Source organism: Saccharothrix ecbatanensis, from assembly GCF_014205015.1.
GTDB classification, from domain to species: Bacteria; Actinomycetota; Actinomycetes; order Mycobacteriales; family Pseudonocardiaceae; genus Actinosynnema; species Actinosynnema ecbatanense.
On the sequence record NZ_JACHMO010000001.1, the window covers coordinates 5,212,493 to 5,234,410 of the forward strand.

At 49.8% G+C, this 21,918-nt stretch carries 19 protein-coding genes and 1 pseudogene; 3 read left to right on the plus strand and 17 right to left on the minus strand.

The features are described 5' to 3' along the window. Positions 1–37 precede the first annotated feature (37 nt). Positions 38–937, plus strand: coding sequence for an ArsR/SmtB family transcription factor (locus F4560_RS21695; protein WP_184922633.1), 900 nt, complete (start codon positions 38–40; stop codon positions 935–937). A 6-nt stretch (positions 938–943) separates the two neighbouring features. Next, positions 944–1,555, plus strand: a pseudogene (locus tag F4560_RS21700) (3-methyladenine DNA glycosylase); the annotation flags it as partial. A gap of 41 nt (positions 1,556–1,596) precedes the next feature. Here F4560_RS21700 and F4560_RS21705 read toward each other — a convergent pair. From F4560_RS21705 to F4560_RS21775, 15 genes are all read right to left on the minus strand, one after another. Further along, the gene (locus F4560_RS21705; protein ID WP_184922635.1) at positions 1,597–2,508 is read right to left on the minus strand and encodes a helix-turn-helix domain-containing protein; all 912 of its coding nucleotides are present in this window, start codon (positions 2,506–2,508) and stop codon (positions 1,597–1,599) included. An 815-nt stretch (positions 2,509–3,323) separates the two neighbouring features. Further along, the gene (locus F4560_RS21710; RefSeq protein WP_184922637.1) at positions 3,324–3,839 is read right to left on the minus strand and encodes a hypothetical protein; all 516 of its coding nucleotides are present in this window, start codon (positions 3,837–3,839) and stop codon (positions 3,324–3,326) included. A 33-nt stretch (positions 3,840–3,872) separates the two neighbouring features. Beyond that, positions 3,873–7,982, minus strand: a complete 4,110-nt coding sequence (locus F4560_RS21715; protein ID WP_184922639.1) for a carbohydrate binding domain-containing protein — start codon at positions 7,980–7,982, stop codon at positions 3,873–3,875. Positions 7,983–8,012: 30 nt separating this feature from the next. Further along, positions 8,013–10,490, minus strand: a complete 2,478-nt coding sequence (locus F4560_RS44870; protein ID WP_246477866.1) for a coiled-coil domain-containing protein — start codon at positions 10,488–10,490, stop codon at positions 8,013–8,015. A gap of 223 nt (positions 10,491–10,713) precedes the next feature. Next, positions 10,714–11,169, minus strand: coding sequence for a hypothetical protein (locus F4560_RS21725; RefSeq protein WP_184922641.1), 456 nt, complete (start codon positions 11,167–11,169; stop codon positions 10,714–10,716). A 48-nt stretch (positions 11,170–11,217) separates the two neighbouring features. Further along, on the minus strand, positions 11,218–11,658 hold the full coding sequence (locus F4560_RS21730) for a hypothetical protein (RefSeq protein ID WP_184922643.1): 441 nt from the start codon (positions 11,656–11,658) through the stop codon (positions 11,218–11,220). After that, the gene (locus F4560_RS21735; protein WP_184922645.1) at positions 11,658–12,677 is read right to left on the minus strand and encodes a phage tail tube protein; all 1,020 of its coding nucleotides are present in this window, start codon (positions 12,675–12,677) and stop codon (positions 11,658–11,660) included. Before F4560_RS21735 ends, F4560_RS21730 begins: the two co-directional genes overlap by 1 nt. A 192-nt stretch (positions 12,678–12,869) precedes the next feature. Then, a complete protein-coding gene (locus F4560_RS21740) occupies positions 12,870–13,322 on the minus strand; it encodes a hypothetical protein (RefSeq protein ID WP_184922647.1) in 453 nt (150 codons plus the stop codon). Continuing rightward, positions 13,323–14,105: a hypothetical protein gene (locus F4560_RS21745; RefSeq protein ID WP_184922649.1), complete on the minus strand. Its 783-nt coding sequence runs from the start codon at positions 14,103–14,105 to the stop codon at positions 13,323–13,325. It lies immediately after the preceding gene. Next, positions 14,102–14,350 (minus strand): hypothetical protein, encoded by a 249-nt coding sequence (locus tag F4560_RS21750; RefSeq protein ID WP_184922652.1) that lies wholly within the window; start codon positions 14,348–14,350, stop codon positions 14,102–14,104. The genes F4560_RS21745 and F4560_RS21750 overlap by 4 nt, the downstream gene beginning before the upstream one ends. Positions 14,351–14,433: 83 nt before the next feature. Beyond that, positions 14,434–15,594, minus strand: coding sequence for a phage major capsid protein (locus tag F4560_RS21755; protein WP_184922654.1), 1,161 nt, complete (start codon positions 15,592–15,594; stop codon positions 14,434–14,436). 54 nt (positions 15,595–15,648) lie between these two features. After that, entirely contained in the window at positions 15,649–16,317 is a 669-nt protein-coding gene (locus F4560_RS21760; protein ID WP_184922656.1) for an HK97 family phage prohead protease, read from the minus strand. Beyond that, positions 16,310–17,551: a phage portal protein gene (locus tag F4560_RS21765; RefSeq protein WP_184922658.1), complete on the minus strand. Its 1,242-nt coding sequence runs from the start codon at positions 17,549–17,551 to the stop codon at positions 16,310–16,312. Before F4560_RS21765 ends, F4560_RS21760 begins: the two co-directional genes overlap by 8 nt. Positions 17,552–17,718: 167 nt before the next feature. Beyond that, positions 17,719–19,227, minus strand: coding sequence for a terminase large subunit (locus F4560_RS21770; protein ID WP_184922660.1), 1,509 nt, complete (start codon positions 19,225–19,227; stop codon positions 17,719–17,721). A gap of 144 nt (positions 19,228–19,371) precedes the next feature. After that, the gene (locus F4560_RS21775) at positions 19,372–19,746 is read right to left on the minus strand and encodes a phage terminase small subunit P27 family (RefSeq protein WP_184922662.1); all 375 of its coding nucleotides are present in this window, start codon (positions 19,744–19,746) and stop codon (positions 19,372–19,374) included. 437 nt (positions 19,747–20,183) lie between these two features. Between F4560_RS21775 and F4560_RS21780 the strand changes: the two genes are divergently transcribed. Continuing rightward, positions 20,184–20,762 carry a hypothetical protein gene (locus F4560_RS21780; RefSeq protein ID WP_184922664.1) on the plus strand — a complete coding sequence of 193 codons (579 nt, stop codon included), beginning with the start codon at positions 20,184–20,186 and terminating at the stop codon, positions 20,760–20,762. Between the two features lie 357 nt (positions 20,763–21,119). Here F4560_RS21780 and F4560_RS21785 read toward each other — a convergent pair whose 3' ends face one another. Both F4560_RS21785 and F4560_RS45710 read right to left on the minus strand, forming a co-directional pair. Next, on the minus strand, positions 21,120–21,497 hold the full coding sequence (locus tag F4560_RS21785) for a hypothetical protein (protein ID WP_184922666.1): 378 nt from the start codon (positions 21,495–21,497) through the stop codon (positions 21,120–21,122). A 198-nt stretch (positions 21,498–21,695) separates the two neighbouring features. Continuing rightward, positions 21,696–21,845 (minus strand): HNH endonuclease, encoded by a 150-nt coding sequence (locus F4560_RS45710; RefSeq protein WP_184922668.1) that lies wholly within the window; start codon positions 21,843–21,845, stop codon positions 21,696–21,698. Between the last annotated feature and the right edge of the window lie 73 nt (positions 21,846–21,918).

The following is a 21,918-nucleotide window of genomic DNA, read 5'->3' on the forward strand; positions in this document are numbered from 1 at the left end:
GCCGGCGGTGAACGACGTTTTAGCGTGGAGTGAACCAATGGCCCTCCGCTTCGCCGTCTCACCGCTGTGGGAGACGATCGCCGGTCTCCGCGTGCTCGCCTCCCCCACCCTGTCCCCGGTCCACCAGCGGTGGATCGCCTGGGCGGAGAAACGGCTGGTGGAGCTGGGTCCGGACCCGTCCCTGCTGCACCTGTTGGCGACCCGGCCGGTGGTGCCGGAGTTCCTGATCCCGACACCGGGCGTGCGATCGGTGGGCATCGACGTGGAGGTCGACGCGCTCGCCAGGGCCACGCCGGAGCGGATCGCGGCGGCCGTGGACGACCCCGGGCTGCGAGCCGACCCGACGAGCGCGATCGCCGCCATGCAGGAACGCCTGCACGCCGTCCACGACGCGATCATCGCGCCGGTCTGGCCCCGGCTGGAGGGTGTGCTGCAAGGCGACGTGGAGCGGCGCGGGCGGCGGCTGGTCGAGGCAGGTGGGCCGACCGTGCTGGCCGAACTCCACCCGGAAGTGTCGTTCCGCAACCCCGAGCTGACGGTCGCCGACCGGACCGTCGCCATCGGCGAGCGCGACCTGGTGCTGGTGCCGTCGGCGTTCACCTGGCCGCACGCCTACCTGCGGGACAGCCCCGTCCGGCTGGGCCTGTGCTACCCGGCGCACGGCTTCGGCTCGTTGTGGGAGCGGTCGGACGCGCCGACGCACGACGCCCTCGCCCGCCTGGTCGGCGGCACCCGTGCCCGGCTGCTGTGCGAGCTGGAACGCCCCAGCACGGTGACGGAACTGGCGACCCGGCTCGGCGTGACGGTCGGCGCGGTGTCGCAGCACCTGGCTGTGCTGCGTGCGGCGGGTCTGGCGGTCAGCCGGCGTGAAGGGCGCGAGGTGGTGTCGCTGCGCACCGGTCTCGGGCTGGCACTGGTCCGAGGGGAAGTACCCTGAGGAGTTGTGGGGGTCGTTCTGTCCGAAGCCGAGTGGACCGCGCGCCGTGACGCGCACGCGGACCGGGTGCGGCAGTGGACCGGCCCGCACCACGAGCGCAAGGCCACCGGCAGCAAGCACCCGGTGCTGGACTTCCTCTTCTCGTACTACTCGCACCGCCCGTCCCGGCTGGAACGCTGGCACCCCGGCCCCGGCGTGGTGCTCGAAGGCGACGCGGCGCGCGCCTACCTCAAGTGGCCCGTCTACCGGCGCACCGACGACGGCGTGACGCTGGACGTCGAGGCGTTCGCGCGGGAACGGGCCAACACGATCGGGTTCGCCGGTCGCCTGCTGACCGCCACCGCCGGCCGCGCGCCCCGGCTGGGCTGCTTCGGCTTGCACGAGTGGGCGATGGTGTACCGGCAGCAGCCGGAGCAGGTGCGGCACAACGCGTGGCCGCTGCGCCTGGGCAGTGAGGGCACCGACGAGGTGGTCGAGTCGCAGCGGGTGCAGTGCGGGCACTTCGACGCGTTCCGCTTCTTCACGCCCCCGGCGAGGCCGCTCAACGCGCTCCAGCCGACCCGCGAGACCCAGGCGGAGCTGGAGCAGCCGGGCTGCCTGCACGCCAACATGGACATCTTACCTAACGTGTCACGTAGCGCTGACCAGGGCATACCTAGCTAGAGAAGATCATCTAGCCGACGCTGGCAGGCTGCTACAGCGTTCGCCCGATCGGGACCGAACATCATCACTGCTAGCTCAAGTCGTTGACGTGCAAGCGGAATCGCCTTCACAACACCATTGACGGCTAGAGCGTGGAACGCCCTTCCTGCCTCACGGTGTGCGTGTGCCTCATGACCAGAGGCGTAAGGACGGTTGACCTCTGGGAGGTTGACTAGATCCACACGTGACCAGGCATCGTCAGCTAGGCCAACGTGCCTCACGGTTCCTTCCCAATCTCCTAGGGCAGCGTGCGCGTGAGCCATCACCCCGTGAGCGGTGAACTGGTGAACATCCCTCTTGGGGTTCAACGACCGCAGTAGCTCTAGGGCGTTCTGTGCGCCGTTGCTCTCAACCATGAACTTTGCAAGATCAATCGTCACAACCGCGTGCAACTCATGATCATGTGCCGAGAGATCAAGAGCAGTGCGGAACGCTCCCGTTGCTTGCTTCCCACGTCCCGACTCTGACAGGGACCATGCCAACCGATCGGCAAGCCTGCCTGCCTGCCATGACATAGCTAGACGGGTGCTGTCCGGCATCGTCTGCTTGAGCAGCGAGCTAGCCCACGTCCATTGAGCTTGAGCCATCGGCACCGACGCTTGACCACCATGCCGCAGACCAACGGCTGTAATGACGTCTGTGGCTTGAGACAGCAGCTCTACGTCTGGTGACCCCACCGACGTACGTTCGAACGCCAGAGACACGCCTAGGGCATCTTCGTACGCCTTCACGTGTTCGGGCCTTACTGCCCTGACCCCTGTCTCAAGTTGACCTAGGTGTGCCTTGCTGTAGTTGGTCCTGGTGCTCATCGCGGACAGCGAGAGACCAGCAGCCACGCGGGCTGTCCTCAACCTCTCGGGTAGCTCCACTGATCACCTCTGATTGCAGACGCTTGCAGACGCGCTGATCAGCCTAAACCCCTGGTGCGGAGGTTGGAATAGAGGTAGGTCGCACCTGCTCGGTACTTCCCCCTTGATACCGGGTGGGTGTGGCTACCCAACTTCCCCCATCAATGGAGTACAGAGGTGACGCCACAACCGCGCTTGCAGTGGTCATGTCGTGACCGTGAAACCTATTGGGTTGAGTGGAACAACCGACGTTGGACCTTGCGAGCTACCCCGAAAGCTAAGTGTCCTTGGTTGCTGTCCAACGGCAATGAAACCACTCAACCTATCGGTATGCCTGAGATTCATGATGCACAAGGCATGGCCGAATATTGGCTAGAGCTGAAAGATTTGATGGAAGGTCGCAACCTTCCCGCCCAAAGGAAGTCCAAGTAACTATGCCTACCCAAGTGTTCATAGCCACTTGCCTTGCCATACTGTCTGCAATCTTTGTTCTCGGCGTCTTATTTTGGGAACGAATTAAGAACCGTCGCCCCCTTAGATTCATGCGACACAAGAGCGCCAACTATCACCGAAGGGAAGTTAATAGCTAGATGGCTTGCGATGGCAGCGGCAAGGTTATCCATGTAAGTAGTGGCTCTGAAGCTTATGCGGTAGAAGGATGGATGAGCATTCGGCAATGTCCGGGTTGCATCAAATGTAACCCACCCAAAGAAGTGAAACCCGAACCAAAGAAGTGAGACACAAACAAGTAAACAAAAAAGACCCCCGATAGTCTTAGGTGTAAACCTTTGATCTATCGGGGGTCTTATGTTTCATCGGAGGAACCAATGAAAGTATTATCCGTTGTTCCATGTGGCAAGCAATGAACAGCATCCGTCCACATCCGATATTAGAGATGTCAAAGATGTTGTTGCGTTATGCAACATATGTAGCGTCAGCAAATCACCGACGTTACAATAAGGTAGAGCGGCAAAGGTTAATCCTTGAGCAGTCGAGTTACCTATCGGACCTCGAATATCATTGGTAACCAACGCGCCATTCTTAAGAATCTTTCCTTGTCGGTAATATCCTAATCCGGCGGCAGGCTCTGCCCAAATCAATGTACCAACCACTAGATAATATCCCGCTGTACGGATTGTTATCTGAGTTGTACTTACTCCTAGATCAACCATGTCGTCATTATCAACGTTCACTTGGTCAAATACGATAGTTGTATTGGTGGTTAATGTCTGAGCAGTCAGCTTTCTACTAACCTTGGCAGTGGGTTTATTCTTATGGAAGTTGCCCACATCCCTGATGTTGGCGTTCATCTTTTCTGCGGTTGGTTTCTCCCCGGATTCCCAATCGTCCATAAATGGTACTGTTGCTATGTTAATCAATCCTTTCTAATAGGCTAATCTATTCCCTGAATCAAGGGCACCGTGAGTCGGATCTTCCAACTTCCATACCGTTTGATTCTGTGCTGGTGAAACCTCAATGGCTGTAGTCCATTCGAGCTTTGCACCGTTGATACTTATACTCTCTTCGATATACTCCACAAACCCGCTTAGTTCCCCGGCAACTAGGCCGTTCTCAAGAGCTAGCGAACCATGAAGATGATCCGAGATTCTTACTGCCTTGCAAAACTCTGCCGTAGCATCGTTGGCCGTATAGTTGAATATCAATTGATCAAACCTCGGGTAAGGTTTGCCATTGGTTGCAACCAACCATTGAGCTGTGTAACGGCTGACGTCCGGATCAGCTGAAATAAATGTCGCGCTGTAAGTATACCTACCGTACTGATTGAGTGAGTCTGCATTAACAGCCCTACGGGTAGGCATTCCATCGTCAAGCTCATCAACATGAACAGACTGAATGATTGCCTCATTGATTATCTTGGTGGCATCGGGACCACCCTTTAATCCTTCATCCGTCTCAGGCTGTATGTCCTGACCAACACCTATCGACCATGATTGGTTACTATCGCCGCCGTTATTGAATCTCTGTTCCTTGTTCTCATAGATCATCTGACCATCATTACCGGCGAATATCTGACCGCTAATAGTTGTGGCAACATCACCCAACAATTCAATGGGTGTAACACCCCCTGACCATGAAGGAGTTTGTAACCTATGCAAAGATTCAGGGGTATTGCCGTCTCTTGTTCTGACAATAGGAGGTATACCCGGCTGGTGAGCAAGGTCAAGGATATGTTCAATTCTTAGCTTCTCACTTTCCCGGCTACGTAATCCACTACCTGAGCGCCAATGTTCCAATATCTGACTGTCTGATAGTTGATAGTCGAACATCTCAAAGTGCCCTATGTGACCATTGAACGGATACTGGACACCCCCGTTTATATTCATGTTGAACTGTCCGGCTTTGTATAAACCACCTATATGAGTCTCGTCAAAAGACCAGTCAAACAAGCTGAAGCTTTCGACCAATGAGCCATCAAGGTAAATCCGGGTATTCTCACCATCAGTGGTTATTACTATGTAGTGCGGCTGATCATCCGTATCCAAGTCAGAGGGATTTGTGTAAATTCCATAGCTCCAAATACCTGCTTCAAATCCTCCCGAGGTCAGTCGAGCAAAGGCACCCCTTAATGAGTTTAGTTTGCTGTCCAGTTGTCCGAAGATTATTTCGGCAGAACCTGACGATATGACTTCCGAATGCTTGAACCAAGCACCGATTGAAAAGCCACGTCCAGGACTCGGATTGATTGCGCTGTCTTTCAATCTGATTATCTGACCAGAATAAATACTTCCCGATGGTGTGAACTTATAAGAACCACCTTCATTGTCTGATAGTCCGGCTAATGTCACACCCGAGTCATACTCTGCACCCCAACCATCAGGAGTGCCACGAGTGTAAATCTCAGGTTCCGTAGCGATTCGACCTGCATAGTCCGAAATAACATCGTCGTTAAGCGGAAGATAAACAAGCGGGTCATCTTTCAATACAGCAGCACGCATCGGCGTTTCCAATGTCGCCCTAGCTAATACTCCTAGATTGTCGTAGCAATCAAGATTGATTGAGTAGAAACGCATATCATCTATCGCCATACTTCTATAATCATCATTGCGCTTATCCACTCGACCGGTGAACCTGACATTCTCATATTCACCCGGCTCAAGTTCGTAACCATCCGGACCTATGTATTCATCAGAGAAGGTATATCCAATCTGATATGAACCATGATCCGGAAAGGTGAAGACCAGTGCGAATGTCCACGCACGCCAAGGAACATCCGGAGCAAGCATGTCAATCGAGATGGTCTCACCTGGCGCATTAGGCATGTCGAGTGTGATAGCGGTATCCCAAGCTATCAAGCCTTTGTATCCACGTGCGGAAAAGATATTCAATACCGAGTCACTGTCTACTGACGTGTCACGGCCATTGCTTCCAATCCATACACCCTGTACCTCAGTGCCAATCGGTAAGTCATATCCGGCATAGGTGATGTCAGCCAAGTATCTAGTTCTAGTTCTTCCCGAGTGCTGCCACCTGAAGACCCTACGAACATCATTCGTCTGATCATTGCCATATGACAGGTAAATACTTGAGTTATCCTCAGGCACTTCAACGTCATAAACCGTTGTTCGTGTGAGCGTCGATTCATCTACCGTAGATACGGCATTCAATCCAACCGGAACACGTCCAAAAGTGATGTCATCTATGTAGACAACACAGATGTCAGAGCTAGACCCCTGCACTCTGAGAGATAGCGCAATGGCGGTTGCATCGTCAGGAACATCAAGGTCCCAAGTGTATTCCGCCCAATCTTCTGATATAACCACCGGAGTAAATGCGGTATAACCCGCCGTTATCAACTCATGGTTGTACTTGTATGCGAGCTGAATATTTGTAGCTGAAGCATTGGCACGCTTAGCCATTATCGAGAATCTGAACACCCTTCCCGATTCAACCCATAAGGGATATAGCGATGTACTCCTACTAAGAATCCAACTGCTTGACGTGAAGGTGGTTGCTTTCGTGACACTTGCGAATCTCATACCCGACGGCGCACCGGCTGTATTATCCGTCTTGTGAACAACAGTCGCACCACTACCCACTGAAGTAATGTTCTTCAATGCCAGGTGGTCGATATCTTCCAATGTTCCCAAGCGCTCGAACTGATTATATTCTCTTACATCCTCCGTTCCTGATGTTTGGTGAACAGCAAAGGCGTCCATAGACAAATCATATCCAGCAGCACCGAATGTCATAATGACCATTGCTCCATAAACATTCGTCGGCGCTGTCCACGTTCCTGAATACTTTGTCCACCCGGCGCTTGCGGCAATTACCGTTGTCCATATAGTCGTGGTTACTGAAAACTCGTCCCTGACTAGCATGTTGACAGTGGATGCTGTAGCAATCCTATTCCTTATGTAGACAGAAAAGTTATAGGTAAAGCCGGGCTCAACGGGAATATTGAAGTGCGTTCCCGATGCACCGAAGTACAGCGCATGTGTTCCCGATCCTGCCACTTCTGTTTGCACTCTTATACATTGAGCACCATTGATCGACTCGGTAGTAATAACCGAGGGATTGATTCGCACATCAAACATGTGATTAGGAATCGTCGCAGTGGTAAATGTATCCATGTTGTATATTCCCGGCGCTCTAATCAAGCTAGCCTGATCACGTAGGACAGTGTCAGAGCCGATGGTGTTCTGTGGATAATCCTTGATTTTGAACTGGTTACCCGGCAATGCCACACGTACCGGTGTAGCGGCATCTGGCGCACGTGAATACAAGTCGTCAACCGCAAACGGCTTCAATGCTGTTCCATTGGCAAGTTCATATGCCTCATCATAAGCGTGAAGCATGAACTTGGAAAACCTTATTGTCTTCACAAAACCTGAGAGTGGAACAAATATGTCAGAGCCGATAGAGGCATAAGCAGCATTTGCCGGTGCCTGAACAATCCCATGAACCCTTTGTTCCGTAGTCGGGTTGATGACAAAGTCGTTATGGAATTCGTCAGAGCTGATGAATCCACCCGACTTTGTAAGCCAATAGATTTTACCGATCATAGGATAGTTCGAGTCATGTGCGGTAATCTCTTGGACAGCCATGCTCGCAACATATTGTTTATGTGGCGTGACCTTTGCGCAGTATTCGAGGTCCGGCCCTAATCGCCAATCCATGATATGAGTGTCATATGACTGATCAAATTCGACTCGACCTATCCCAGTAGGGCCGACAAAAGTCATGTCAACTTCAGGGAAGATTGTCAATGACTTTTCATCTTCATGCAAGTAATCCAGGCAAGCCCTAGAGAATCCGTTGACATAATCCGAATCGTCATAGTTTAAAACATATGAAATGTCATCGCGGTCAATATCAATATCAATCGCCGCACTGCCCGGAGTAAACTCCGCGCGTTCTGAATCCCTACCGCGAGATATTCTTATGTTCCTGACATTGTCTACAGACCCGTATGCAGGGAAGGCCCATACCGCCGAATTCTGCTTATCTATTTCCACCCTTAAATCATCGCTCATTGCTCCTCCTTCAATAGGGTAGGGCACCCCTTATGAGATGCCCCGTCCGCCCGTTCTAATATTCGTTCTTCTAACTAACTTCTGTTCAATCTTTCTGATGACGCTATCCGATATGTCTTCAGGGCTACTCGAACTGCTATTGATGGTGATGTTGATTGACCCAACACTTGTTGAGCTAGAGCCAGCATTCATCGGAACATCCGACAATGTGGGCACGCTCGACATAGCAAGTGGCCCAACACTGCGCATCATCCCGAGGAAGTCTTTTACTTCGTCGGCTGTTTGCACATAACCACTCTTGCTAGGCCAGATCATTTCCATACCTTCTTCACCAACGACAGTCGGCATATTGGGTTTCATGTGTCCACCCTTGGCTTTAAACTGCATACCCGTTGGCCTACCTCCATAGTAAGAGGTATAGACATCGTTGTTTACCCGTACCGTAACCGTCTTGCTGTGGATGTTCTGCAATTTATTGATTGCCTCTTGTAGAGGCCAGTTAGCATAATCATTCATACCAAGAACAACAGTCTTGCCACCCGGTAAATTAATAACCGCTTGACCTGTCTCATTGATGCGTGCTGTCACACCTGCTGCTTGCAGTTGCGTTGCATTCATGTTCCTTACCGCATTGAGCAGTGAAGGTGAAAGGTTGCCGTTGTTGGCCGCTGCAAGATTCAACGTCTCTCGTGTTGCTGCTTGCATTGCCAATTCACCGCGCTTGGTTTCATTGGTGCCTGTGTATGTCGCTGCTGCCAGTTGAGCCGCAGAATTGATCTGATTTAGTTGTGCTCTTTCCAATGCCCTAGTTGCGTCTGCCGCTTCCTCTGACGTAGCGCCATTGGTAGCGATAGTTTCCGCCAACTTCTTTTGAGCATCGGCTGTTGCATTGACTGAATCTCGATAAGCAAGATCAGAACCAAGCATTGCCATCTGTTGATTGAACTGCTCAATCAACCTTTGCGTTGTTGTCTTGATTGCTTCCGCTGCCAGTCTTTGAGACTCGGCTGACTTATCAGTCTCGGCACGTAAAGCCGCACCTGCAATCTGAGCCTCTACTGAGGTAGCGCCATGTTTTTCTATGGCTTCATTGAGATTGACATGAGCCAACTGCACACCAGTCAAAGAGCCTTTGATCTCGTCATAGCTCTTACGTGATGCGTCAATGGTTGCATTGTTGGTGTCGATCTTCTCATGCAAATCCCTGATCTCTTTTGCAAAAGTACCGGCTGCTTTACCGGCTCCCTTTTGTTGACGCTCAAGCTCATTCAATTGAGTCTGGTATTTAGTGTTCTCTGCAACGAGGTCATTAATTTTCTTCCTCGCGTTGTCAGCTTCGTTACCACCTTTAATCAAAGACTCGGCTAGGGTTCCACCTCTCTTAGAGGCTTCTTCCATGCTCTTTGATGACTGTTCCCAAGCAAGGGCAAAGACGGTAACGGCAATACCGACAATCGGTAGTGACTTGCCTAGACCCGTAAGGATCGTTCCGACTTTACTACCCGCCGTAGCCACCTTCTCACCAGCATTAGCCGAACCTGTCAAAGACTCGGTTAGTACACCAGCGGATAGAGCTACGTTTGACACTCGGGTTGAGACACCCTGCAAGCTTGCCGCTATCGCGCCACCTGCTGACATGAATGCCCAAGCTGCGCCTAGCGCTTTACCAGCGGTAGCCGCTACCAGCATGGATGCCGCAACGGTGCCTAGGACGCCCGCGAACGGCTCAAAAGCCTTAAGCAGTGAACTCACTACGCTCAGAGCTGCTGTGACGGCTGTGCCTAGTACGGGCAACGCTCCATCAGCGAGTGATGAGAGCGAACTAGTGACTTGAGAAATGATCTCTCGAATCTGACCAAAGTTGCCCTCAAAGGCATTCGCCAATTTGGCAAGGATTGATCCGGCAAAACCAAGCACCGTTTGTATGATTCGACCTAGTTCGGTAATGAGGGTGGCGCTGCTCTTTGAGCCTGCACTGATGTTGGTAAAGAAGTCATTAAACCCTTCACCCGTATCGCCCATGAGACTGCGCATTGCCTTAAGCGGATCATAAGAACTTTCGACCGCTTTACGGAAACCAGGCATAGCGTTCTTGATGAAGTCAGAGACACCTGAACCAAGTTCTCTCAATCCGGGTTCAGCCGCTAAGAACATAGCTTCTAGATCCGGCTTGATTTCTCGTGCCGTACTTCCTAGTTCTTTTGCTATGCTTACAAAGGTATCCGCTAAAGGCGCAACTGCATCTTGCGCGATTACCTTTACATCATCCCAGAGGTCAGAGTAGGCAGACCTGACTTCTTCGTTGTTACTTAATACCGCTGCTGCTACTACACCTAAAGCAACAGGGATAGCCATTAATCCTGCTGCCACCCCTGCCCCGGCTGCCATACCTAATGCAGGCATTGCACCAAGTATCTTGGCACTTGTCTTTCCGTAAGAGCTTAATGTAGCACTAAGCTTGTCATGCGCATCTTCTGTTTCTTTGACCGATTGGGCATACTCACGCATTGCCCGTTGTCCATCTTTGGAGTCTCCAAGTATGCCAATCCTGATCCTTGCATCTTTAGCCAAGTTACATTAGGCCCCCTTTCCTCGGGATTTCTTCATTTGCTTTTGCTGCTCTTCGACTTGCTCTTTCATCTCGTCTATGTAGACGTTGAACTCAAAAGACGTCAAGTCGTAGATATCCCTTAAGTTGAACCCAAAGAATTGGGCTGCTCTAACCAAACCCTTAAGCCTTTCCGTCTGTATCGCTTTCAGGCTTTTTACGTGGGTTTCTCTTTTTCTTCTCGCCGTCTTTGGACGGCTCACTTTTTTTGTCTTCCTCCATAGCCTCTAGTTGTCTCTTGGCTAGTTCGGCAAACAACTTGTAAAGCACTAAACCGGGTAGAGCTAAAGTCTGGTCATAGGTCCAAGACTTGTCCTGTGTTCGTGCAAGAATCCAGATGAATTCCGCAGATAGTTCTTTGGTGTGTTCTCGCACGATGTTTCCGAACTCATCGGTTACATAACTCCAAGAACCATCGTCCTTGACTTCCTTCTTAGGGATTCCGGTAAATAGATCGTCATACGGATGGTTACGCACTTTCTCAAAGTGGATAATGTCACCGATGGTTACTAGGTCACCCCAACCAAAACTGAAGTTGAACCCGTTGTCAAACTCATATACTTCATGTCCTTCTGTCATTGTTCCTCCAATAAAGTAGCCCCCTATTGTGAGCCGGGGGCTAGGGCTTTAATACTGTGACTGTATGGTTTCGAGAAGCTTGTTTACTGCCTCTAACCATTTCTGTTCTATCTCCGATTTGTTAGCCCGGATAGTAGGAAATAGGAAGTAACCGGGTCCGCCTTCAAAGGCATCACTGCTGTTGTTCCCTCTCCACGGTTTGAACTGCTTGTATTTCTTAGACCCAAACTCAGCACCAAACGCATATGGTCTTGTTGTCTTCTTTAAGAAGACTGCTACTGATGATCCCGAACCACTTGCAGATAAGGCGGGAGCAGCTTTATTAGCCACTCCCCCCAAACTTGACGCCTTGGCTTTGGCAAGCTCGACAACATGTTGAGCAATGCTCTTGTTGACTTTTGCCAATTGCTTCGGTGCCTTGTCGTCCATCTGCTTTAGGTCTTTACGCAATCTGCGAAAACCATTCGCACCTATAACATAGGCAGGCATTACGCGGTTGTATCCGGAGTCAAGAGCACTACGGTAATCGGGTTGTCACCCTGACCTGAGTTTGCAGGCCAAAGAACATTACCGCTTACTGTCTGTTCCAACATCTGAATACCATCAATAGTTGTTGATGCGCTGGTGAAAGAAACTACCGGCAGAGTGATTGTCAAGGTAGACAATCCGCCACCCGCTTCAGCTTCGGTAGCAGTCCAAGTTAGGACTACTTCCGCTTGTGCGTCCGATTCCCCTGCTGCTGCAACACGTAGTTGGTCATCAAGGTCTTCAAACTGTGCAGTAAACTCAATGGTCAATTCATCGTGACCGTTCTGCTTTGGTTCTTTCTTCAAGCCGGTACCGTTGATGTAATAACGGTCTGTCTTGAGGTTCTTGTTTCCCTTTAGGCTTACGTCAATAATTTCTCTTGTCGAACCACCTACGGTTACTGAGCCTTCAAAGAACTTGAATGTTTTGACGCCCGTTGGGTAAGTCGGTGTCTGCGCTGCCAGAGGTCCGGCACCCGCACCAACATTCTCTTTCTGGAAATCAAGACCTAAGTTAAGCATTAGGAAGTTATCAACTGAGTTAGATAGTTCCCACTCGGTTACCTTTCCACCTTGATAGGTCATGATATGTGCGTTACCTTCGGAGTCATGCAACTTCTTCTGAAGTGTGAATGACTTACCGGCAGTGTCGCCCAGTTTGAATGTATGTTCTGTTACACCTAGTGCCGTCGCGCCTGTTGTTACCGAACCGAGCATGTGCTTTAGCCAGAATGCGAAACCTTGGTTATCGAATTCCAGTTCTAAGTTTCCACTTGCGCCTTTAGGATTTCTTGCAACTCTTTCAGAATTGACTGTGTATTCTCCAGCTTTGAGACCGGCTGACATGATGACATTGCTATAGTCTCCTTCAACTGTTTCACTGTTGAATACATAGAACTTGTTTACAGCTACGGGGGTTCCATAAGTTACTTCGTCTTTAGTACCCACATAGCCATCAATGATGTTTGCTATTTCAAACATCCCCTTTCTTGGTGACTTATCACCATGTCTTATTTTTCGAACATCTCTAACACGTTTCCGTCAAACCTCGCCCGACGTTGTTTGATGAGCAAGGTTGCGAAAGCTCTTGGCAGACTTACTGTCTGACCTCTCTTAAGCCATACATATTCAGGTGGTCCCCAATCGGTCAACATGGTTATTGTCAACATGGGATCACCTTAGATTCTTTCGGCACTCGACATTAAATAGCAGTGCACATACGGCACCACCATTAACACCCGGCGCTGATTGAACCGATTGAAGCTTGCAGGTTACGAAGTCAACGGTATTACCGAGTGTGGGATTATCCCTGACTTCCGCCTCTATTACCGCATAGAGGTCAAAGGCTGTCTGTTCTACGTCATAGTTATTGCCGTCTTGCTGTGCAATAACTACTGCGCATTCAATGTTGTAGACCTCATTGATGTTGATGCGCCTACCGATTGAGGCAGTATCGACAGACTCATAATTAATGTCGCCAATCATAATGGTATTGGCTAGATTGTCTTCCGCCGGTGGACCATAGATTGCCGCTATGTTTGCGTCATAGTCGGTAAGCAAAGCATCTAATCTTTCATGAAGATATGCTTTGGCCTGTCTTGAAGATGTTGGTATTGGGGCAGTCATTTAAGCTACCCCCGGCATTTGAAATGCTTTGTTCTTCAAGAAAACATCTACTTCAGGCACCGGTGATAGAACACCCCTGATACCCGCCACTGTTACGCGGTAGGTGTTGCCGTTCCCATCGGTCAAGCTCTCTGTGTTGGCTGGTGTCTTGTTGGTCTTGGCACCGACCACGTACACAGCAAGCGCTAGGGCTGCTGCTCTGCTGTCCGCAGTCACGTCTAGGCCGTAGTCATAGACAACGGTCGCTGTAGGGCCTGTGAGGCCGGTAAGCACCCCGTCAGGTGTCCAGTCATCCGAGTAGCTAGAGCCATCCACAGTGACCACCTGGCGCACGTCCACCCGGCTTAGGGCTGCTGTGCCTCCCCTGACAGACACCAGCTCGCTACGGCGTCTAGGGACAAAGCCCCGGTTGGTCGCTGTCTCGAACGTTTCCGTTATCTCGTCACGTACCGCCCTCAAAATCTCGGGCGTGTAGGTCTTGGTTAGACCTCTCAAAGTCATTAGCGCTTGAAGCTCTGATACTTCAAATAGATGGGCACCAACTATCTCGTCATAAGTAGTCTCGTCATGGATAGTTCCATTCCATTCAATACTTATAACTCCTAATGTCGATTGGGAAGGTAATGTGAATGAATAGACATTGCCCAACTTAATAGTTGAGCCTGAATGGATAGCGTCGCCATCGGCATTTAATACCGTCACTGTTACTGTTCCGGCATCGGCCACAACATCGTTAACATAGAAGGTATGACTTACGGTTTCACTCTTACCCTTCTTAATCATTCATTCACCTTCTTTCTTCGTGTTCTCTTTTCGGGTGTCTTGACGGTAGCGGTTTCTTTGTTGCTTCCATCAAAAAGCTGGTCAGCCTGATAACCCGGCGCTAGTTCAGCTCTGTTGTTGGCAATCAAAGAGACTGCTTCCGCATGACTTATGCCCATTTCATCGGTGTCTATGACCTCACCTTTTGGCAACCACGGTTTAGCTTCCACTGTCACGCCATAGTTTCTTTTCATTAATAACTTCATCTGACCTCCTTCACAAAGGAACCCCGGCCATATTGACCGGGGTATTCCTCATTGTTTTTCTCTTAGCCTTTAGCTAGCTTCTCTTATGATGCAGCGTGCTTGATTACCTGTACTAGCTGAGGGTCAGTTACGACACCATCAACACGAGTAACAACCTTGATACCTGTCTGGTTGTATTCGGCGTAACGCTCAACTAGAACTTGAGTATCAATACCACCGGCAACTCTTAGGTAATAACCGTTGGCAAAGTCACCTAGAACAACTGACTTGTTGTTGGCACCAATGTTAGGCATGTTCTCATCGAAGATAACCGGAACACCCAATAGAGTTGTAACGCTCTTGGTTGGGTCAACCGCCCATAGACCATTAGTGTCAAGGCTCATGATTGCAGCAAAAGTTGTGCTGTTCATAACCCAAGCAGTCGGGTTAACTACCTTTCCACGTAGAACATAAAGGTTGGCTGCTGTTAGAGCTGAAGCACCAGCGGTAACACCTACTGCCGCACCGCCTGTTGTTGCAAGAACACCAGTCGGCTCATTAGTACCCGTACCGGTTAGAAGCTTTTCCTGAACTTCGTTGGCGATAGTTACACCAGCTTTGTTGGCGATTAGGCCAACTAGGTCAGAAGCAGAATCTTGGATTTGCTGGTTGTCAACTCGAACAATTCCACCTACTAGGTAGGCTGAAAGTTCCTTGACTGTGCCAGTTGTGGTGTCAGGTAGAGCGTCACCTCTAGCAGTCCAAGCGGTATCAATTGTGTCTACCGCAACCGCAGATAGTTTGTTACCTGACTGGTCGTTTCTTATTACAGCACCAGCATTAGTTAGGGTTGCACGGTTGGCAAAGTTGCTCATTACCGCGTCACCGAAAGTCTTGCTTGTGTAGTTACCATCAGCAGAACCTAGAACCGCACGGAATTCTCTTGCAGTAGTGCTGAAGTTTCTTGAACCTCTTGAAGCGAACAATGAACGTAGTTCGTCATTGTCGTTCTTTGCACGGTCGTTGGTTACTACGCGAGGAACGAACAAAGGTGACTTTGCTCTTGCTTCCTCAATTGCTCTTTCTTCTTCTGCCTTAGCAGAAAGGTTGCTAACCTCGGCGGCTAGCTCAGTCATACGGGTTTCTACTTCAGAAACCTTTGTGCGTACTTCCTCGGTAACTTCTGCACCAACTAGCGCAGAACGTTCTTCCTTAGCTGCATCGTATGCCTGTAGAGCTACCTCCAATTCGTCTTTAAAAGACATGGATAAATCATCTCCTGTGTTTTATTTAGTTGTCCTTTCTATACGATTGGACGGTTAGGCTTTAAGCCCTTTCATTCTCCCCCGGATTACTAGAATCTCTGAGGGGTCAAAGTAAGACCCAACGGCATACGTGGTTTTGACCGGCGCAGTGTTGTTGCCTCTAACAGCGGATACTAGATCATTCTGTGCGTCCGCTAAATCTATGTTTCTCATTTCCGCTAGTCGCTCGATGGCTCTTACACCAATGCTTGCGTCTAGGTACGCGGGATAGGTAACCGGGGATACGTCATAGAGAACTACCTCTTTGAGCGTTCTCACCGGGAAGTCATCTTCTGTCAAACCCCAACCATCTTCGATAGTCGAGAATCCGAAGGATGATTGAGTCACGTCACCACGTTGGATTGATTCGTAAATGTCTCTACCTGTTTGCGTGTCAGGTAAGTCAACTTCGTAAAACAGCCCTGTTGAATCCTCGGACATTCTCAACGTACCGGCTTTATTTCTACCTAGCACATGATCAGCGTTGTGATTCCATAAGGCTCTAACGTCTGATTCATTGATAGTCTTGGAGAAAGCTCCACCTTGGACTATCTCGACAAACCCACCGAGGTTCTGACTTCTCTTGTCGAATACCGATGCGTACCCACCTATTCGGAAACCTTTGCCTTCTGCTCTGGTTTCGAACTGTGAATCTATGGTATATCGGATTTCTTTATTATGCATTTTCACCTCCCGGCGAGTCGTCGCCTATTTCATCTATCTCTTTTTGTAACTTTTCTTGTGTCAGATCCGCTTGCGCAGCCTGATCACTCGCATTGAACATCCACTGAGGAACGATCGGTTCGTCAAGACCATTAATAGGCTTGAGACCTTCCAATGCTCTTACTTCGTTACGAGTGCGCCAACCGGCATTGATTGCCTTTGTGTGAGCGTCATAGCGTTCATTGGTTGAACTACGTAATATCGCGTCAAGGTTGAACTTCATTCTCAACCCGGCTGAAAGTAAGAACGTGCTGAATGCGTCTTCAATACGTCTGACCCAAGGTTGCAATGATCTCTGCTGATACCAGAGATTCATTACCTGCAAACCTCTACCGGCCCAAGAACCTGCACTAGCGTCAACCATGAATGCGGGAACATTCAGTAAGGTTGCGAACTTCTGTGCGCTCCACTGGTCGGACTCGATTAGCTGTGCTTGTTGTGGAGTCAAGCTAATAGGCTTGAATGTTGCTCCACCACCAAGAACACCGATCGGCGTTCCACCCTCGGCACTAGGCTTATGGGAATCAGCAAATACCTTACCGATTCGCGCTGCTTCGTCCGGCGATAAATCTTTGCCTGCCTTCTGCGGAATCTCGATCACACCAGCAAGGTTCAAGTTGTGGTCATAAAGACCAGCCGAGTAATCCTGTGCTGATGATGCGGAGCTGACAAACGTAGCTGCTGCCTGTACCGGGGAAATGCCGTAAAGGCTGTCTGGTCCCCCGTAGGCTTTAATATGCAAGATATCGTCTTTAGTCAGCTCACCATCAAACCCTTGCACCGTATACGTTCTAGGGCCGAACCTGACTTCTTGCTTGACCTCTATGTCATCCGGGTGCAATACGTGAAGCTCTAGTATCTTGTTGCCTGACCTCAGTTTGTAGATGTAGGCATTTCCGTAATAGAGCATTGACTGAACTACTTGTTCCCAGAATTCATATGGCGTTTGATCGGCGTTCGGTCTGTCAATCCACTTGGGTCTACTGGTTACTTCAACGTCAACACCGTTGGTTTTTCTATATATGTCAACGGGACTTTGAGCGATGCTGTCAGAGATCGAGTTGAACACACCAATAACTAACGGGATACTCTTTGCTGTTTCTCCCCCGGCTTTCTGTGTTCGACCGTTGCCCCAAAAGTTAAGCCATGACGCTACCGGCCTAGCCCTTGATTCTTTCTTCTTAAATAAGCTCACTCTTCATTGACACCCCCGTCTAATAGATGCCCTAGGACAACCATTGAGAGGCCAGTCAACATAAGTCCAAGCCATAGCGTAATCAGGAAAGCACCAGTGCAGAACGCAGCGACGCCAACCAATTGCAATGCTGTAGTCATGTTTCCTCTTTTCTGCCTCTTGGGAGGCTATTTCATAAACTGAGAAGCAGGGATAAAGAACGCTGATTGTTCTTCTTCCTCGGGTTCATACGCGACATAGACCGCATTAATTAATGCTGCTAGTCCATCGATCTTGCCTTGCGACTTTCCTTTATGGATCATCACCCGGTCAAAGTTGTCACGGGTTAATACGGCATTCTCTACGTTCCACTTCAATACAGGATTCATGCCGTGATATAGGCGCTTGTCCAATACCCATGTCTCAAGCTGAGACGTAGGTTCAGACAGGTTTTTGTAACCCTGCTTGATGTCGATTAGGTCTTGCCCTGTTGCCTTCTCGATACGTTGTGAAAGGTCTCTTGCCCCCCACTTGTCGATACCGATTAGCTCGACATTGAAGTCCTGGCAATCCATGACTACTTGATCAATAACCGCGTCATACTGGATTTCTTCACCATCGAATATGGTCAAGAATCCTTCTGCCTGCCACTCAAGCAATTGATCTGCTGTGACGTTCTTTGGGTTCTCAAGACTCCATTGAGTCATGAAAGCTCTCAGAACTACGGTATAACCGGGGTCATCTGCATTCTCTGGACTACCAGGGAATAGCAAAGCCCAACCTGTCAGGTCTTTCTTTGAAGACAAGTCAAGGCCACCATAAGCCATACGACCATGTAACAACTCTTCTATTACCGGTCCCCCGGACATTCCCGAGTCATACCAACGCGTCTCGTCAAGCCATGATCCACCTTCATTACCCCAAATATTCAGGTAATAGGCTTTGAACCACGGTATCAAGTGAGGCTTTTTCTTAGCCTTGACGTACTCGCCTCTAAGGAACTCGATCGAGTTTGCCTCACCGATAGACGGGTTTGCTTGCTTCCAAACTTCTTCGTTTTCCCAATCGGCATCTTCGTCAAGAGGTCGCATGAAAACCAAGTGCTGTTTGTTCTTTGACTGGTCTTCAAATACCTCTTTGTCTGCCTGCCATTCTTGATATCCGAACTTGTGTCGGTTCTTGTAACCGGCAGTAGAGATACCAATGAACAAAGGTTCGGCTGTAGAGCCCTGACCACCAACCAGTGAGTTGATAAAGTCGGAACTCTTTTGAACGGCCAACTCATCAATAATGATGGTGGTCGGTTCGCTACCAAGTTTTACGTCATCACCTTGGGCCACAACCTTCAAGATGCTTCCCGTTGGCACGTGCTCAATCTGTCGCCAACCATTACGGATCTTGAATATCTTCGGGTTGTTCAGCCACTTGTTAGCCTTAATAAACCCCTTGGCTTGGGTGAATATCTGTTCCGCTTGACCACCGGTCAAAGCACCACAAAGGATGGTGGCCTTACCCGGCATGTCCATAGACAGCAAGTAGATTGCCAACGCTGCTATAAGCGTGGTCTTACCGTTCTTACGCGGAATCCATATGTGCGTACTGCGGTACTGTCTTACGTGTCTTCGAAGTTCCTCGGAATAACGAACGGTCCCGAACAACTTCGTAATGTGCTCTTGTTGCCATTCAAGCAACGTCATTTGTTTACCCTGGTTGAATCCAGAGCTTAAGATCATTGCGTTCTGTAGGAAGTCGGTTACCTGTTGCGCCCTTGACTCATCGAAAAGGTATTCGGTGTCATGTGCGTTGTCCGGTCTCCAAGGTGCGTAGGTTAACAATCATGGTCACTTCCTCAACAGCGCACGCATGTAATCAGGGACTTCTTCAGTCTCTTCTGACTTGTCCTCTTGCGCTAAAGCTTTCTTGTCAGCGGGAGTGAATCCGAATCTCTTGGAGATTTCCAATATGGTTTGATTGCAGCCCTGTTGAATCAAGGTCGCTGGATTTCTCGCGTATGTATCCTGGCGAGAATCAACGAGTAAGCCTTGCTCATCTATCGCGGTTTCACACTCGTCACGTCTCTTTACCGCAATACAATATGATGCATACGGTTGCACATTCTGCGCTACGTCGTATTCATTCTCTTTCATGTACGGCAATAATCGGTTCCATTCATCAAGTGCTTTTCCTATTACTGAATCTGGCGCATCAAAGGCCATATCATTCACCCCTTCCCGGCATGTTTTATTCATTCATCGTGCATACCCATACATGACCCGTGTTTGTATCAACTTTTGTTTATGCAGGTCAGTTTTTTCACAGAACCAAATGACGCGGGTCTAGACATAGGTACCCTCTAGACTTTTTTGGACTGCATGGGGGTACCCTATGTATGATTATGCATTGTATGTGCATAGTGTTTTATTCATTTATTTTCTATTTCAAATCAAAGAATGAATGATAGTAGGACCATGTGTGTCTATATATATGTCATTGGTATTGCTTACTACTCATCTCCTACCCCTTCCCCGCCGTACTACCTACCGTCTATACCTGGTTACTCTGTGTATAAGTTGGAGTGGATTAGGTATGTGTGCTAGCTTGCTCGCAAGCAAGACGAACTAGCCGCCGAGTAACCGCACACATAGGGGATGACATGGGTAAGCGCATCATCTGGACGTCTGACCTTCCGGACGCCAAGGGCAACTACAACGAGGTTGGCGACCCTGACGAACTTCAGAAGGTGTTCATCGGCATCGGCGGTGACGTGCACCAGCTCGACCTGACCGAAGGTGAGGCACAAGCCTTCCTCAAGTCAGTTCAGAAGTACGTGGATGCTTCGAAGAAGGCTCACGCTGAAGATGATGTGAAGGTGTTCGAAGATGTCTTTGACACCAAGCAGGGCTACCGCAAGGCTGCCTTCTCCTCTGGCGCTGCCCGTACTGCTGGCACGGCCGGTACTGCTACCAAGCCGAGCATGACCGGCGCTGAGATTGCCGCCAAGGTTGACGGCCTGGTCTGGCGCAAGGCTGCCAAGTTCGGCAAGAAGGATGGTGACGCGGTTCCCGAGTCTTCCAAGGGCTTGAAGGACTTCGTCATTGCGATGGGCCAGGACGCGGGCAGCACTCGCATTCCCAACGAGTCCTACGCTGCTGCCATTGATGCAGCCATTGAGCAAGGCATCATTGGCAAGGCCGGTGACGACGAAGGTTCTGACGACAAGTCGGACGACTGACACCTAGCTGACTGCGGTCAGCAGCTCGACACTCAAGCCCCCCGGTGCCTGTCTGGTGCCGGGGGGCTTGCCGTATGTGCCTTAAACCACGATCGCTGTATTGGCCTCTGAGAGCGTCTGTGAGCCACTAGAACCCCTCTCGGGTGTACTGACCCTACCTAGGTCAGTCTGTTTCGTCTGTGTCCCTCTGGGAGCCCTTGTTTCTGGCCTCATCTATGGCTTCATTAATAGGTCTCAATGATTCGAAGTAATCTCGCATCTGTCCCTTAACAACATCGTCACTATCGCCAATAACCCTTACAACGACTTGCTTGACTCGATCAGATGAATCTTTGTTATCTAGTCTGCGATCTTCTCTCATTCTTCCTCCCCGAGAAAAGCGCCTAGCATTGTTTGGCGCTTAGGCTTATCATTATCTTTCAACTGATCAGTATTGACTCTTACTGTCACTGTCTTACTTTCTTTTATCAAGCTAGGGTCTAGCGCGCTAGCCATCTGCAATAGTAATTGCACTACTTGTTGTTTATCTCTTTCGTCAAAGGTCAGGGATACTTTGCCTTCTCCCCCGGCTATTTGAAAACCTTTAAGTGTTGGTATCATAGTGCACGAACCATATTTATTGAACAGTCTAATACTTTCGGCATCATCTTGTACGTCTTCTAGTGTCTGGTCTCTCTGCTCTTCATACTCGAATGTCTCGGTAATCTTTGCTGCATTATACTTTCTAATAATCATTGCTATTCCATTCCGGCCACCACTGGCCTTCTTTATTTTCTCCCCTTGGAGAATCCTATATACCAAACATGTATCTGTATGGCTTACCTGCTTTGCTTCGGAGAAAGGCTCTAAGCTCTTTCTCTGTTGTCTGTCCGTATGGCTTCTTAGTGAACTTCTCAACTTCTCTTCGATAGCCCCCCGTTAAATTTTCAACGCTCATAGTTCCTTATTCCCTCTTGCATAGTTGCAATGGGAATGTGCCGGAGCGAGATTATCAATTGAATGATCTCCTCCCATACTTCTCGGGATGATGTGATCCGCAGTATCAGCGCCGGACAGTCCGCATAAGTGGCATATATCGCTCATGCCTAATACCACTGCCCTATTCTTCTGATACTCGTAACCAAGCCCTCTTTGTGTAGATGATCCACGTTGGTGC